The organism is Croceicoccus marinus, assembly GCF_001661675.2.
Taxonomy (GTDB): Bacteria; Pseudomonadota; Alphaproteobacteria; order Sphingomonadales; family Sphingomonadaceae; genus Croceicoccus; species Croceicoccus marinus.
The window spans coordinates 215,866-230,609 of the sequence record NZ_CP019603.1 but is presented as its reverse complement, the minus strand read 5'-3'; the positions used below and the strand labels follow the sequence as shown (position 1 = coordinate 230,609).

General features: G+C 62.2%; 13 protein-coding genes and 3 pseudogenes. 9 read left to right on the top strand and 7 right to left on the bottom strand.

Annotated elements, in window-relative coordinates; all coding sequences use genetic code 11:
• The first annotated feature begins 64 nt into the window (after window positions 1–64).
• Window positions 65–997: an IS110 family RNA-guided transposase gene (locus A9D14_RS15345; RefSeq protein ID WP_463054480.1), complete on the top strand. Its 933-nt coding sequence runs from the start codon at window positions 65–67 to the stop codon at window positions 995–997.
• Between the two features lie 181 nt (window positions 998–1,178).
• On the opposite strand, the gene A9D14_RS19905 is transcribed toward A9D14_RS15345, so the two are convergent.
• The gene (locus tag A9D14_RS19905; RefSeq protein WP_198302098.1) at window positions 1,179–1,319 is read right to left on the bottom strand and encodes a hypothetical protein; all 141 of its coding nucleotides are present in this window, start codon (window positions 1,317–1,319) and stop codon (window positions 1,179–1,181) included.
• Here A9D14_RS19905 and tnpB point away from each other — a divergent pair.
• Window positions 1,257–1,475 (top strand): IS66 family insertion sequence element accessory protein TnpB, encoded by a 219-nt coding sequence (gene tnpB, locus A9D14_RS20505; RefSeq protein WP_083988103.1) that lies wholly within the window; start codon window positions 1,257–1,259, stop codon window positions 1,473–1,475. The two genes, A9D14_RS19905 and tnpB, sit on opposite strands and share 63 nt — an antisense overlap.
• A 70-nt stretch (window positions 1,476–1,545) precedes the next feature.
• Here the strand turns inward: tnpB and A9D14_RS15335 are convergent, their stop codons facing one another.
• Together A9D14_RS15335 and istA (A9D14_RS20160) are read right to left on the bottom strand one after the other, a co-directional pair.
• Window positions 1,546–2,769, bottom strand: coding sequence for an IS256 family transposase (locus tag A9D14_RS15335; RefSeq protein ID WP_066842340.1), 1,224 nt, complete (start codon window positions 2,767–2,769; stop codon window positions 1,546–1,548).
• 31 nt (window positions 2,770–2,800) lie between these two features.
• Window positions 2,801–3,596 (bottom strand): annotated as a pseudogene (gene istA, locus A9D14_RS20160) (IS21 family transposase); the annotation flags it as partial.
• A gap of 233 nt (window positions 3,597–3,829) precedes the next feature.
• On the opposite strand from istA (A9D14_RS20160), the pseudogene istA (A9D14_RS15320) reads away from it, so the two are divergent.
• Window positions 3,830–4,858 (top strand): annotated as a pseudogene (istA, locus tag A9D14_RS15320) (IS21 family transposase); the annotation flags it as partial.
• Window positions 4,859–5,522: 664 nt separating this feature from the next.
• On the opposite strand, the gene A9D14_RS15310 reads toward istA (A9D14_RS15320), so the two are convergent.
• Genes A9D14_RS15310 through A9D14_RS15300 form a run of 3 tightly spaced genes read right to left on the bottom strand, consistent with a single transcriptional unit; the run spans window position 5,523 to window position 7,344 of the window.
• Window positions 5,523–6,377: a DUF3618 domain-containing protein gene (locus A9D14_RS15310; protein ID WP_066849863.1), complete on the bottom strand. Its 855-nt coding sequence runs from the start codon at window positions 6,375–6,377 to the stop codon at window positions 5,523–5,525.
• Window positions 6,377–6,826: a phage holin family protein gene (locus A9D14_RS15305; protein WP_066849861.1), complete on the bottom strand. Its 450-nt coding sequence runs from the start codon at window positions 6,824–6,826 to the stop codon at window positions 6,377–6,379. Before A9D14_RS15305 ends, A9D14_RS15310 begins: the two co-directional genes overlap by 1 nt.
• Window positions 6,823–7,344, bottom strand: a complete 522-nt coding sequence (locus tag A9D14_RS15300; RefSeq protein WP_066849858.1) for a hypothetical protein — start codon at window positions 7,342–7,344, stop codon at window positions 6,823–6,825. The genes A9D14_RS15305 and A9D14_RS15300 overlap by 4 nt, the downstream gene beginning before the upstream one ends.
• A 239-nt stretch (window positions 7,345–7,583) precedes the next feature.
• On the opposite strand from A9D14_RS15300, the gene A9D14_RS15295 reads away from it, so the two are divergent.
• The 4 genes from A9D14_RS15295 (at window position 7,584) to A9D14_RS15280 (ending at window position 12,458) form a co-directional block, all read left to right on the top strand.
• A complete protein-coding gene (locus tag A9D14_RS15295) occupies window positions 7,584–8,462 on the top strand; it encodes a YihY/virulence factor BrkB family protein (protein WP_232469094.1) in 879 nt (292 codons plus the stop codon).
• A 68-nt stretch (window positions 8,463–8,530) separates the two neighbouring features.
• Window positions 8,531–9,076, top strand: a complete 546-nt coding sequence (locus A9D14_RS15290; RefSeq protein WP_066850664.1) for a DUF421 domain-containing protein — start codon at window positions 8,531–8,533, stop codon at window positions 9,074–9,076.
• A gap of 412 nt (window positions 9,077–9,488) precedes the next feature.
• Window positions 9,489–10,553 carry a sensor histidine kinase gene (locus A9D14_RS15285; RefSeq protein WP_232469091.1) on the top strand — a complete coding sequence of 355 codons (1,065 nt, stop codon included), beginning with the start codon at window positions 9,489–9,491 and terminating at the stop codon, window positions 10,551–10,553.
• A gap of 528 nt (window positions 10,554–11,081) precedes the next feature.
• A complete protein-coding gene (locus A9D14_RS15280) occupies window positions 11,082–12,458 on the top strand; it encodes a hypothetical protein (protein WP_157668264.1) in 1,377 nt (458 codons plus the stop codon).
• On the opposite strand, the gene A9D14_RS15275 is transcribed toward A9D14_RS15280, so the two are convergent.
• Window positions 12,455–13,003, bottom strand: a complete 549-nt coding sequence (locus A9D14_RS15275; RefSeq protein WP_157668263.1) for a hypothetical protein — start codon at window positions 13,001–13,003, stop codon at window positions 12,455–12,457. The two genes, A9D14_RS15280 and A9D14_RS15275, sit on opposite strands and share 4 nt — an antisense overlap.
• Before the next feature lie 20 nt (window positions 13,004–13,023).
• On the opposite strand from A9D14_RS15275, the pseudogene A9D14_RS15270 reads away from it, so the two are divergent.
• Both A9D14_RS15270 and A9D14_RS15265 read left to right on the top strand, forming a co-directional pair.
• Window positions 13,024–13,530 (top strand): annotated as a pseudogene (locus tag A9D14_RS15270) (tyrosine-type recombinase/integrase); the annotation flags it as partial.
• A 4-nt stretch (window positions 13,531–13,534) separates the two neighbouring features.
• Window positions 13,535–14,728, top strand: coding sequence for an IS91 family transposase (locus A9D14_RS15265; protein ID WP_066849842.1), 1,194 nt, complete (start codon window positions 13,535–13,537; stop codon window positions 14,726–14,728).
• Window positions 14,729–14,744: the final 16 nt, after the last annotated feature.

Sequence of the window (14,744 nt, the reverse complement as noted above, 5' to 3'; positions counted from 1 at the left end):
TGATGACGGGGCCGGAGCGTCGGCGGCGTTGGAGCGAGGAGGAGCGGCGACCGGAGGCGTGGTCTTGCGCCGGAAGCTGACGCGAGATCGATTTCTCAAGCTTTTCGGAGAAATGCCTCCCTGTATCGTCGGGCTTGAAGCGGGTTCAGGTGCTCACCACTGGGCACGCGAACTGGCCAAATTGGGGCACGACGTTCGCCTAATGCCGCCGCAATTCGTCAAGCCCTACGTCAAGACAAACAAGAACGATGCCGCCGATGCCGGGGCATGCTGCGAGGCCGTCCAGCGACCGGGGATGCGTTTTGTCCCAACGAAAACAATCGAGCAGCAGGCGGCAATGGCGCTGCACCGGGTTCGTGACCATTTGATCAGTCGGAGGACAGCGACTATCAACGCCTTGCGAGGCCATTTAGCGGAGTATGGTGTCGTTGCGCAGGTTCAGCGAACCGGGTTGCGGCAACTCTTCGATCTCGTCATTGACGATCAAGACCAGAGCCTCGACCCTACGCTCAAACCCGTCCTCAGAATGCTGGTCGACGAAATCGTTTCGATGGATGCGCGTATATCCGACCTCGATCGACGGGTGAAAGATGCGGCGCGTGACAGCGAGGCTTGCCGACGTCTCGTCGAAATTCCAGGTATTGGACCGCTGATCGCAACAGCGGTCACGGCCGCGGTCTCTGATGAAACGCGTTTCAGTTCCGGGCGACATTTCGCTGCCTGGCTCGGGCTGACGCCGAGACAGCACTCAAGTGGCGGCAAAGAACGTTTGCTCGGCATAAGCAAACGGGGAGACGCTTACATGCGCCGACAATTCGTGAACGGCGCCCGCTCACTTGTTCGAATTGCGGACGGACGATCGGGTGGACTTTGGGATTGGATAAACGCCCTGCTGCAAAGGCGGTCATTTAACGTCGTGACGGTCGCGGTCGCGAATAAACTCGCGCGCGTCGCTTGGGCGATCCAGGCACGAGGAACGCGGTGGAAGCCGGCATGATCAACGCGTGATCGGAGTGACATAACGAACATTTGAACGAGACTGTGAGGGCAATTTGAACATGGTGGCAGGACCGGTCGGTGACCGGCGTCGACGAGCCCGGTTTGCGCATTGAACCTTGAGTTCGATGATATGATGGGAAGTCGATGGGCGGATCTCACCAAGGCCGAGCCTTTGCCGCTCAGGCCGGATAGATGGCAGCAGCCAATCCGATCTGCACATGATCAGAAAAACCTTGCACAGCAAGGGGTGTCCATAGATGCGCAAGGGCATGCAGGGGTTGGCCTTGCAGGTTCAGCAGGGCCTGAAGCGCGATCCACATGGCGGCGACCTGTTCGTGTTCCGAGGGCGGACGGGATCGCTGGTCAAGATCATCTGGCGTATGTGGACGGCTCCCTCTTACAAGAGGCGAAGTAGAAGATTTTTGATCGGATCGTTTGCGTGCATATGTTCGGCCTTTGGATGCAACTGTGTGTAGTTGCTGGCCAAGATGGTTTCCGCAGCGTGGGGACTGTCAGGAATTCCGTGTATGGACGGGCGGTTGAACATTACGCCGCCATGGCTTTGATGAAGCGCTCACCGAATATCACGGCGAACTGGGCCTTTGCCATGGTCCACTCACGCGGCGGCATTTTCCACTCTTTCTCCGATCGGTTCAAGATCAGATAAAGCAGTTTGGTGGCGGCCTCGTCGCTCGGGAAGTGGCCTCTCGCCCTGACGGCTCTGCGGAGCTTCGAGTTGAGGGCCTCGATGGAATTCGTGGTGTAAACGATCCGGCGAACCTCATCAGGGAACGCAAAAAACGGGATGACCTCGGCCCAGGCACGTCGCCAGCTCTGGCCGATGGCGGGATAACGCTTGCCCCAGGGACCAGCCTCGAACGAGGTGAGCGCCTGTTCGGCGGCCTCGGCGCTGGGGGCGCGGTAGATTTCCTTGAGCGCCGTCGCCAGCCCCTTGCGGTCCTTCCAGGACACGAAGTCCATGGAATTGCGCAGCAAATGGACGATGCATGTCTGGACCACGGCTTCGGGAAACACGGCGGTGATGGCCTCGGGGAAGCCCTTGAGCCCATCGACCACGGCAAGCAGGATATCCTCGGTCCCGCGGTTCTTGAGCTCGTTCATCACCCGCAGCCAGAACTTGGCGCCTTCGTTCTGCTCGAGCCACAGGCCCAGCACCTCCTTGGCGCCATCAGCGCGGACGCCCAACGCGATGTGGATCGCCTTGTTGCGGACCATGCCTTCATCGCGGATCTTGACCCGGATCGCATCAAAGAAAACGAGCGGGTAAACCGGATCGAGCGGCCGTTGCTGCCAGCTGGCGACTTCGTCGAGCACGGCGTCGGTCACGGTGCTGATCAGGTCCGGCGACACGTCAATGCCATACAGATCGTGCAGATGCCCGGTGATCTCCCGGGTGCTCATGCCGCGCGCGTACATCGATATGATCTTGTCATCGAAGCCGGGGAAACGGCGCTGGTACTTCGCGATCAGTTGCGGCTCGAAGCTCGACTGACGATCGCGCGGGACATCGATCTCCAGCTTGCCGGCATCGGTGGTCACGCTCTTGCGGCCATAGCCATTGCGCGTGTTCCCGGCTTCTTCGTCGCTGGTCAGATGGTGATCCATCTCCGCATTCAAGGCGCGCTCGGTCAGCGCCTTCTTCAGAGAATCCAGCAAGCCGCCTTGTTCGAAAGCGGCACTGGCAGCACCGCCAGCCAAAAGCTGGTCCAGCAGCTCATTGGGGATCGCAGGTTCTTTGCGTCGGGACATAGTGGGACTCCTTCTTACCCATTATGCCCGCCCACACACGGAATTCCTGACAGTCCCAGCGCAGCCGGGGCGTGAAGAAGCGTTCGCGCACCATACCTACCTGGCCCTTCTCCCATCCCGCCGCCGGCGTACATGCGACGGGCTCGAACAGGTAGTGGTTGCACAACTGCAGGAACCGGCGATTGAACTTGCGTTCCTTGCCGGGGAACACCGCATCCACCGCGGTCGTCATGTTGTCGTATATCCTGCGTGTGCAGATGCCGCCGAAGAAGGCGAAGGCCCGGGCATGAGCGTCGAACACCATCTCCTGCGTCTCGCGCGGATAGGCTCGCACGAAGAACATCCGGTTATGGCACAACCGCATATAGGCGACCTTCATTGTCGTCGGCACGCCTGCCAGAACCACAACCTCGTGACTCCAGTCGAACTGGTAAGCCTCGCCGGGATCAAAACTCAGTGGCACGAAAAACAGTTGCCGTGCGGCCGACTTCCTCGCGTTGCCAGCGGCGCGCATGCCGGCGAACCGTATCGTAACCGCCTTCATATCGCTGGGCTCGCAACGCTTCGAACAACCGGATCAGCGTCAGCCGTTCGCGCCGCGGCTTGCGTTCGTTCTCCGCCAGCAATCGTTCGAGTTCTTCAACGTAGGCGCCGAGCTTGGGCTTCGGCTGAACCGTGCGATCGTAGATGAACTTGCCGTCCTCGGCCTCAATCGCCTTCCTGACGGTCTTCCTCGATACATGCAGCCGCCGCGCGATCTCGCGCACCGACTGCCGCTGCACGAAATATGCGCGCCTGATCCGGCCAATCGTCTCCACCGTCGTCATCCTCCGCTTCGTCGTCAGCCCAAATAGCCAACGAATATAGATGACCCGGAGGTGGTCCCCGATTAGGCGCCGATCACCAAGTCAGGTGGGCACCAATTGCACGCCGATTCACACCTCGAACTGTTGATTTCCACTGAGAAGTGTCCCGGGTGCGGTAAGAATTTCCACTGAGAATTGACCCATGTTGAACTCACCCCTGACTTTGGCGAGCGGGGGATGATGGAGTGTTGGACATGGCGTTATTGAGCGTAATCCGGCGCTGGCATTATCGAGACCAGCTTTCGATCCGGGAGATTGCGAGACGCACGGGACTGTCACGCAATACGATCCGCAAGTACCTGCGTGCTGGCACGGCCGAGCCCCAGTTCAAGGTGCCCGAGCGGCCGAGCAGGCTGGACCCGTTTGCAGAGCGGCTCGCGCTCTGGCTGCGCCGGGAGATGGCCCGGTTGCGCAAGCAGAAGCAAACCGTCAAGCAGTTGCACGCCGATCTGGTCAGCCTGGGCTATGACGGCTCCTATAATCGCGTCGCCGCCTTTGCCCGGGATTGGCGTGAAGACTACCGGCGCCAGCAGCACATGAGCGACCGGGGAACATTCGTTCCGCTGTCCTTTGCGCCGGGCGAGGCATTCCAGTTCGACTGGAGCGAGGATTGGGCGATCATTGGCGGCGTTCGCACCAAGTTGCAGGTCGCGCATGTCAAGCTGAGCTACAGCCGGGCCTTCATCGTCCGCGCCTATCTGCTGCAGACCCACGAGATGCTGTTCGACGCCCATAATCATGCCTTCCGCGTGCTGGGCGGCGTGCCGCGCCGGGGGATCTACGACAACATGCGCACGGCCGTCGACAAGGTCGGACGCGGCAAGGAACGCAGCGTCAACACGCGCTTCCTGGCGATGGTCAGCCATTATCTGTTCGAGGCACAGTTCTGCAATCCGGCAGCGGGTTGGGAGAAGGGACAGATCGAGAAGAACGTCCAGGATGCACGGCACCGGCTCTGGCAGCCCGTTCCGCAGGCCGAGAGCCTCGATGGCCTGAACCTGTGGCTGGAAGAACGATGCATCGCGCTTTGGAAAGACATCCCGCACGGGATCGAGCCCGGCTCTGTCGCCGATGCCTGGGCTGACGAGACCGCGAGCCTGATGCCCGCCGGCAGGCCCTTCGATGGCTTCGTGGAGCATGGCAAGCGCGTCTCGCCGACCTGTCTCGTTCACTTCGAGCGCAACCGCTACAGCGTGCCGGCCTCGTTCGCCAACCGGCCGGTGTGGCGCAACGATCTGGGTGGGAGGACGTATTGCCTCACGGAGAGATGTTTCCGATCGATGGTTCGGTTGCCTCACCTAAATGTTCCCTTAGCAATCTTGTATTCCGTCAGCCAGATCGAGGGAATGTGGGGAGAGAGCCGGCGAAGCGTAGCGCAGCCGGCTCTCTCCCCACATGGACAGAAATTTCGTCGACCTCGGTTCGGGGGCCGAAGACCAGGCGCTGTGCTTCTTCGGCTCGCCATATCTTGAGGCGGCGCTGAATGGTCCGTAAAGCTTGTCTGGATATTGGCCAGGGTGCTCGCGCTGCAAGCGTTCCATAAGTTCGCGCCCTGTCCGCCATGGCTCGGCCCGATACCAGGCGTGGAGCTGATCTGTGACGGCCACCACCGGGTCCGGCCGTCGCGCTCGAAGCGCAGGCGGATGCTCTGGAGGACGCAGGCATGGCGGCTGAAGCCGCCGAGACCGAACAGCAGGCCGAGCGGCTCGAGGATCAGGCTGACACGATGTAATTCGCTGGGTTTGACAAACTGGCAGATAAGGAAAGGCCCGCCATTGAATGGCGGGCCTTTCTATATCAGTTCCAAATAGACGCAGCCAGTAACGAACGATTCAAGGCTTGCCGTCCGGAGGCTAACATCGCAGCGCTCAGCGCAAGGACGAAGGATTATCCGGCCGAAGTCGAAGCGCTTGTCGACTTTTCGTCCGCCGCCATCTTATTCTCGGCCTTCGATACCACTTCATCCTTCTTGGCGCGCGCCTTCTCGGCGAGGTGCTCGGCGTGCCCTTCGGCCTCATTGAGCGCCTTAGCCCCGAGCGATCCCAACTGCTCTTCCTCGGTCCGCGTCGCGGGAATAGCGGCACCTGCGATCGCTCCGACGAACGCAGCAGCCAACCCACCCAAGATAGGGTTGTCATAGTATGCTCCCTGGACCTTCTCGGCGGCTCGGCCACCCCGCTCGCGCGACTTGCGCCCTAAGGAACTTGCCTGCTGCGCCAGATGATCGCGCCGTTGTCGCATCTGTTCGGTCGCCTCGTCGAGCCGCTTGCGGAAGCCGCTTTCCTCCTCGTCGTGACCACGCTCGATCATAAGGTAGCTTGCTCGCGCATCGTCGCGTCGCCGGCGGTAGGCGAGGTCGTCCTCGTCGGCGCGCGGTTCGATGCGAGCCATATGATCGACATAACCGCGGTGGTGAAGATGCTCAGGGCCATCGATCCAGCTGTCGCCTGTCATCGCATCGTCGTCCGAGGACTTGAAGGTCGAAAGTTTGGCATCGCTGTCGCTTATGAGCCAGATGCCACCGGCAGCGATCAGCCCCAAAGCTATCGGGTTGCGGCGCGCACCGTCGAGGATCGCGCGGGCATCGACATCGTTCTCTTCCGCCTTGTCGAGCAAGGCGTTGAGAAGGCTGCGGGGGGTGAACTGCTCGCCGATCGTGTCGACGGTTCGGCTCATCTCGCGCTGGGTCTGGCGGATTTCCCGTTCGATCTCGTCCGGATCGCGGGTGTCGGTATCGGTCATTAGCGTGCTCCAGGTCCGGTGAGGTTGCCGGTCGCCGCGTCGGGCGTGCGCTCGGCGGTCTCTATCGTGCGTTGCGGGGATAGGTTGGTTGCGGCGAGCTTCTTGCGCGCCCCCATGAAGAGGATGCCGGCGATGATGAGCGTGATGACGCCGACGATAAGGGTGCCAAGACCCAGATCGTCGATCGCATCGCCCAGGAGATAAGCGAGCCCCATCAGCAGCACGCCCAGACCCGCGATGCCGACCACCGCGGCGCCGAGGCTGGCCGCGATCGCCTGCTTGATGTCGTTGACCGCCTCGCGCATTTCAGCCTGTACGAGGTTCAGCTGTTCCTGCGCGAGGTGGGCACCCTGGTGAGTTAATTTGCCGAGCAGATCGACGACGTTCTCGTTCGAAGTGTCACTGCGCGCTTGACCGCCGATTTCGGTCGTATGCGAATCGCGGTTCATAGCACTCCTCCCGAACGAGATGTCGTCGTCGATACCGGGGAGGTTGCAGATTCTCGATAGGAACTACCACCTGTCGAGCCGACATCTGCTGCGGGAGACTCCGTCTGACCCTTATGCTCCGCGCCCGCTCGCAAGATGCGCGCCAATCCAAACCCGGCGGCGGCCGAACCGGCAAGGAACGTCCCCGGGTTCTCGCGTGCAAAGCGATTGGTCTGTTGCGTGATGTCGCCGACGCTCTTCCCCTGCAGTGTGTCGGCCATGTCCGATAGCTTGTCCGCCGCTTGCCGGAACCCGGAAGAAAGCCAGGTCGGGGCTTGCTCGTCGTTCTCCAACTCCTGCGCCGCGGACCGCAACGCCGAGGAGGTCGACTTAGCGACGCCGCTCGCCTGCTCTTTGCGAGATTGCGCTTCGCGCTCAGCGCGGCCTTTGGCGTTCTCCGCCAAATCGTTTGCGTCGCCCTTCAGCTCGCTCCGAACATCGCCAGAGCCGCTCGGGGCGGATGATGAATTTACCGTCATTCGATATCTCCTGTCCCAATACTGTTTCACTAAGGCGAACCACTTTCAACGCTAAACTGTTCCAACTTAACACATATCAGGTAACAGCGCGTCTTTTCCACGCTTCGCTCGACATATGGAACCTGCAGTCCCGGCCTTGCGTTAACGTCGGCATGTCAGATCAGAAACATTCAAATCAAAGAGGCCGTTCGGCGACCCGTCCTGCCCACATCCCTTTGTCGGGATGGAAGGACATCCTGTTGCGGACCAAAGACGAACTGAGCGACGATCATGTGTCCGTGGTGTCCGCCGGCGTTGCCTTCTTCGGCCTGTTGGCGGCCTTTCCGGCGATCGCGGCGACGATCTCGATAGCCGGCCTGGTCGTCGACCCGGCGGTAATCGAGGGCCAGATCGAGGCTTGGACGGGTGCACTGCCCGCCGATGCGGCGCGCATTCTGCAGGCCCAAGCTCGAAAGGTGGCGACGGGGGCCGACACGTCGCTGGGTTGGGCGGCGCTGCTCAGCATCCTGTTGGCGATCTATGGCGCGTCGAAAGGCATGAAGACGCTGATGGAAGGAATGAACGTCGCCTACGACGAGGACGAGGATCGCGGGTTCGTCCGGCTCAATCTTGTGGCGCTTAGCCTGACCGTATTGCTGATCCTCGCGCTTCTCGTCGCGATCGGTTTCATGCTCGGAGTCCCGATCCTGCTCGATGCGATCGGCATCTCCGCGAATTGGGAAGCGGTGCTGACATACGCGCGGTGGTTAGTGCTGGCGGTCATCGCGGTGGGGGGACTATCCGTATTGTATCGCTATGGTCCCTCGCGTGACGATCCGAAGTGGCGCTGGATCACCCCGGGCTCATCGTTGGCGATCCTGATCTGGATTGCAGGCTCGATCGGCTTTTCGTTCTATGTCCGCAATTTCAGCAGCTATAACGAGACCTACGGCACACTGGGTGGTGTCATCGTCCTACTGACCTGGTTGTGGCTGTCGGCCTACATCGTGCTTCTGGGCGCGGAACTGGATTCCGAGATCGAGCACCAGACTTGCAAGGATACGACCACGGGAGCTCCCGAGCCGATGGGTGAGCGTGGCGCGGTCGTGGCGGACACCGTCGGCGAGACCAAGAAGTAGGCACCGATCATAGGCCGGAAGAAATCATTTCGAAAGCTCGGCAGCGAAGGATGTGGCAAGGTATTATCATGAACGAATCCATCGACACCTGGTTCAATGGCCTCGATCGCCTCGAAAGCGTGGCGATCAGCGCAGTCGTGTTCTACTTCCTCATCATCGTGATGACCCGCCTGGCGGGCAAACGAACCACCGGGCAGATGAACAATTTTGACTGGATCGTTACGGTAGCGGTAGGCAGTCTCGCTGCCTCGGGCATATTGCTTAAGGACGTGAGCATCGCTGATGCCGCGCTTTCGATCGTCATCCTGTTTGCTTTGCAATGGCTGGTAACGTGGTTCGTCCTGCGCAGCGATATCGTGTGCAGACTGATCAAGGCCCGCCCCCGCCTATTGCTCGACAATGGACGGATGAAACAGGAGGCAATGCGGCAGGAACGGATCTCGCAGGCCGAAATCTACGCGGTGTTGCGCGAGCAAGGCTTCGCTCGGCTCACGGATGCGAACTGGGTCATCCTCGAGAACGATGGCAAGATGACCGTCATTCCGCATAGCGACACTCCCCTTGAAGACGCGGAATTGATGAGTGATGTTGCCCGGGACTCAGAAGCTAACTAATTCTCGCTCGGTAGATTGATGCCGAACCCGACAGCGCAGTCTATCAAATGCTGTCAGTCGTTCGATTGGCTATCGACAAAGCTCAGTCAGTGCAGCAGACGCAGATTTTCTCGAACGAATCTCAAGTGAAGCCAAACGTTGTTTTCCTTCGTGCTGCTGGCTTACTAGCAAGAGGTGCGCGTCGGCGGGGAACCTGATCGTGTAGACGGTGCTTGCCGTTATGGTCTGCGAGGGTCTGAAGGAGCACCGGTAAGCGACCGTGTTGAGCCATCTTCATGGAGTAGCCCTAATTTTTTAGATTGGATGCGGTGACCGGTCGAGCCGGTTCATCTTGCATTCTCCCCGCGCTTACGACAGGGTAATGCTGCTTTTCCCGGTCCTCGGACGGAGAGCGACAAGGGGTCGAAACCAGGTGACGCAATCCCTCCAGACGAATGCGGGTGACGGTGACAAGCAAGTTCCGCAGGCCGCGATGGTGCCGAGCATAGCGTTCGAGGCCGATGCCTGGCTAGCGGCGGTGGTCGGTGATTGCGACGATGCGATCGTGTCCAAGACGCTCGATGGTGTGATCAGAACTTGGAACGGCGGGGCCGAACGCCTGTTCGGCTACAGCGCGAACGAATGCATCGGCAAGCCGATCACCCTGCTCTTTCCCGAAGAGCGGCTTAGCGAAGAAGATGACATCCTCGGCCGGTTACGCTCAGGCCAGCGCATCGATCATTTCGAGACGGTACGCCGGCGTAAGGACGGTAAGGACGTGCATGTTTCGGTGACGGTCTCGCCTGTTCGGAATGAAGCAGGCGTGATCGTGGGGGCGTCGAAGATCGCTCGAAACATCGGCGACCAGAAGGAAGCTGGTGTGCAGCAATCGCTGTTGCTGCGCGAGATGAACCACCGGATCAAGAACCTGTTCAGTCTGACCGCGGCGCTGGTTGCGCTCAGCGCGCGCGGCACCACTGGAGGCGAGGCGCTGGCCGCCGATCTGGCTGCGCGCTTGCGGGCCTTGGCCCGCGCGCATGAACTGACGATGCCCGATCTCTCCGCCGGCGACAGCGCCGAGAACAGCACCACGTTGCGCGCTCTGCTCGAGGCCATCCTGGCCCCGCATGACGATAGCACAGGCTCGCGCATCACGATCGGCGGCTGCGATGCGCCGCTTTCGGGCAGCGCGCTCACCTCGGTCGCGCTGCTTCTACATGAGTTGGCCACCAACGCCGCCAAGCATGGAGCGCTGGCGCTGGCGGATGGGCGCTTGTCGGTCGAGCTGGCGATGCAAGACGATCGCCTCACGATGACGTGGGCCGAGACGAATGCCCGTTCGCCGAAACGCAAGGAACGCCGCGAAGGGTTCGGTTCGACGCTCGAGCGGGCGGCGCTCACAGGGATTGGGGCGACCCTCACGCGGTCGTGGCGTTCCGATGGGCTGACCATCGATTTCGCGGTCCCGCTACAGCGGTTGGTTTCGGTGATATCGTAGGCCCGGGTTAGGATACCAGTCGGCGCGAGCGCCCTACATGGCATCAAAATGAGCGATCAGCTAAAGCTGCGATAGGCTATATGTGCTAATCGGACATCGAACGAAACAATCGTTCGAACATTCGAGTGGGTCCCTCGCGTTCAAGAGAGGAGTTGCCGCCTGTCAACACCGATGCCGATTTTGGCAACTCCTGTGGGTTCGCGTCGGGGCCACGGAAGCCGACGCGCTCACGGCTGCCCGCCAAGCGAGTTCCATACTCGTCGCGATTCTCGACTCCGCTTTTGGCGCGTACTAGGGTATCAATAATGATGCCCGGTTAAGGATGATTGCGGCTGAAATGAGTGAAGGGATCGGCCTGGAAGTCGCTCGCGGGCATCTACAACCCCTTTGGCAAAGCACTTGTCGAATTGTCCGCGCGCTACGGAGAACGACGGGCCGCCTAGGCAGCGGCGCATCTCGCCGACATCGCTGCGTGTTGTCACGCACAGGTGTGACCTTGCCCGAGGTCGGAACGGCATCGAGCGGTGAGTGCGCGCCCACGTCCCCGATCGGATGAGCTTCATTCAGCTGCAGCGCGAACCCGGCATCCACTACCTCGCCGCGTATCAGAACTTCCGCACGTCGCCGGCTTTCGAACATCTTCTCGAAGCAAAATGTCTGCTCCGGAGCATTACGGCGGCAGGCGCCGTCGAATCCTCGCTTCACGTACCGCTGTCGGATTTCGCGATGTTCCCGATCGGCACATTGTTCGGCCCGGGTAGAGCGACGATCCTGCGCAACCGCGGTCGCCGACGATCCCGCAGGACGTTTCTTCTGGGCGATGAAGTCGAAATCTGGGACATCGAGCGCCGGACCCTCGTCAGTCCGCGGAAGCACGCCAAACCCTTGGACCTGTCGATCCGGCAAACCGAGAAGGTGTTCATCGACCAGATAGACGCCCCACACCCCCTCGGCGTGGCCCACGGCGAGCAGTTCCGGTTCATATGCTCGGGCGTCAGCGTTCTCCTCGATACGCTCTTGCTGCGATCCATCGTTTCGCAGAAGAGCCTCGCGGGCAAACGCTACCCGGCGGACAAGCGCACCGTTCGCCTCGGCCGTCTGGACGGCGATTTCGGGCGGCTGTTTCCCGAGTTCGCCAAGCTTCCCATGCGCTTCGATCGGCAAACTGTCCCCGCCGCGGACGGCCATAGCCGACTGTCGAGGTTCGATCCTCGCAAGGATCGACTCGAGTTCGTAACGCCGATCGTGTCGTCCGGTCCGCCCGAACCCGGCGGCACCGTCCCGCAGGTGGAGAGCGGGCCGGTCGAGACCGTCGTCTTCGAACGGCCGAGCCTGCAGACGCGGTTCCTCGCCGCGAGCGACGCGCCGGGCCTCGAAGCGCGGATCGCGAAGCTCGACGATGTACCGCTGCTGATGCGCGAGTTCTTCCTCGCGGGCTACTACATGACCGAGCATCGCTCGGCGACGAGCCTTCCGGAATACGATCTCGGACGCGGCGAAGAGGTGCTCTACCGTCTGCCTCCTTCGTGGGGCGGGTTCGCCGCTCCCGATGCAAAGGGTCTCACCCGCTTCGCGGCCGCCGTGCCACTCGCCTTCGATCACGGCACCGTCTGGGCCATCGAGATTTTGAGGAACGATGCGAGCGAAGCCTTCGCCATGGGTCTCGTCGCGCAGCTCGACCGCGACGACGGGCTGAGCTTTCTCGGCCGGGCCCTGCGCAGCGTGTGCGATCGGGTCGGTCGGCGGCGCGGCGACGATCCGTCGGGCACGTTCCCGCGCGCCGACTTTCTCGACACGCGGATCGACACCGTCGCCCACAAGAAGACCGTCTGGGACGCGAGGACACTGGCGCAGGTGATCCCGGCGCGCGCCGAACTGCTCCTGTCGGCCGAGCGGAACTTCTAGCGCGCGTTCGAGGAGCCGGGGCGCAGATAGGTGTCGAGTACGCGTCGCAGCGCGAAGGGCGTCTGGACACCCGGCTCCTCTGGCACGATCCAGCTCGCCCAGGCGCGCGCCTCGCCGCACGGACCGACGAGACCGAACGGCCATCCCCGCAGCAGCCGGCTGACGCCGCGCATCACGCCGTGCGCGGCGCTGACGGTCATGGAGCGGATACTGGGGTTCGCGGTCCGGTAATCGAGGTCGATCTCTCCGACCGACGGATGCAGGGCCGCGCGGACGCGCTCGCCCCAGTTCTTCGCGGCGATCGCCCGGAAGATCGCCAGCTGGATGGCGAAGAAGGCGACCGGGTGCGTCCCGTGCAGATGGGGCCAGGCCACCGCGCGTCCGTCCAGCACTGCTTCGTTGTGCGCCTGCAAGGCGAGCGCGCTCGGATCGGCGATGGACGCGGAAACAGCGGCGAGATCGAGGCCGCACGCGTCGCAATGGCGGAAGCCTAAGCGGTGAGGCTGGTAAGGCGCATCGCAGTCCGGGCAGGCGTCCATCAGCACCGCGGCGTGCTTCGTGCATGCCGGGCCTGCGGGTCTCGGAGGTCGCACACCTCAAGATCGACGATATCGACAGCCAGCGGATGTTAATCCGCGTCGAGAACGGCAAGGGCGGGCGCGATCGCAATGCCATGCTTTCGCCGCCGCAGCTCGAACTGCTGCGGATATGGTGGCGCGAGGGCAAGCGACGCGGCGTCATGTTTCCGCATGGCTGGCTGTTCCCGGGGCGCAGCTACACCGATCCCATCTCGGCCCGGCAGTTGCACCGCGCTGTGCAGGAAGCCGCCGAGGTGGCCGGTATCAAGCGACGCATCAGCCCGCATACGCTGCGGCATAGTTTCGCCACGCATTTGCTCGAGCAGGATGTCGATATTCGCGTGATTTAGGTCCTGCTCGGCCATGCCAAGATCGACACGACCGCGATCTACACCAAGGTCTCGACCAAGACGATCCAGGCGGTGACCAGCCCGCTCGACCGGATCATCGCGCTGATGGAGGGCAAGGAACGAGCGGCATCGCCGCCCGGCTGAGCCGGTGCACGCCGGCCTCGAGGTCGCCCAAATCTTCCGAAGCGCAGGCCTGGCCTATCGTGCCGCGCACGACGGGCATCTCGGCCTGATGCAGCTCAAGGTCATGACGGCGATCGAGAACTGCCGCACCGCCGCGCTGGGTGGTCATGTCGAGGCCTGCGAGGACTGCGGCCATTGGCGCGTTGCCTACAATTCCGGCCGCAACCGGCATTGCCCCAAGTGCCAGGGTGCCGCGGCGCGCGTTTGGCTGGCCGAACGCGAGGCCGCCCTGCTGCCCGTCGGTTACTTCCACGTCGTGTTCACGCTGCCTGCCGAGATTGCCGCCATCGCCTTCCAGAACAAGTCGCTGCTCTATGAACTGCTGTTCAAGGCGGCGGCGCAGACGATGCTGACGATCGCGGCAGATCCGAAGCACCTGGGCGCCCGCATCGGCATCACCGCTGTGCTCCACACATCGGGCTCGGCCATGACCCACCATCCGCACGTCCACATGATCGTGCCCGGCGGCGGCATCGCGCTCGATGGGACCCGCTGGATATCCTCGCGCCCCTCGTTTCTTCTACGGGTGCGCGTGCTCGGCGCGCTGTTCCGCCGCCTCTTTCTCACCGGACTACTGGCATTGTACGATGCCGGCCGGTTGTTCTTCGCCGGCAACATGGCCGCGCTGGAGCAGAGGCGCGCATTCCTGCGTCATATCGCGCCGGTGCGGAAGAAGCGCTGGGTCGTCTATGCCAAGCCCCCGTTTGCCGGACCGCAGGCGGTGCTTGCCTATCGCTCGCGCTACACCCACCGCGTGGCGATCTCGAACCGGCGTCTCGTCGCCTTCGACGACCGCGGGGTCACGCTGCGGTACAAAGATTATCGCCGCGACGGGCCCGAACGGCAGCGAGTCATGACGCTTCCTACCGACGAGTTCATCCGCCGCTTCCTGCTCCATGTCCTGCCTCGCGAGTTCCATCGCATCCGCCATTACGGCTTGCTCGCCGGCTCCGCCCGCAAGGATGCCATCGCCCGGGCCCGCGCCTTGCTTCACGTCGCGCCCGAACCGCCGCCGTCCGACAACGTAGAGCCAGCTGACCATCGCCCGCCATGCCCCTGCTGTGGCGGCCATATGATCGTCATCGAGACCTTCGTCCGTCGGCAGCAACCGCGCGCGCCGCCCCAAATCGTCGCGCTTACCCGGAGCCACGCGCCATGACCGGGCATGGCTTATC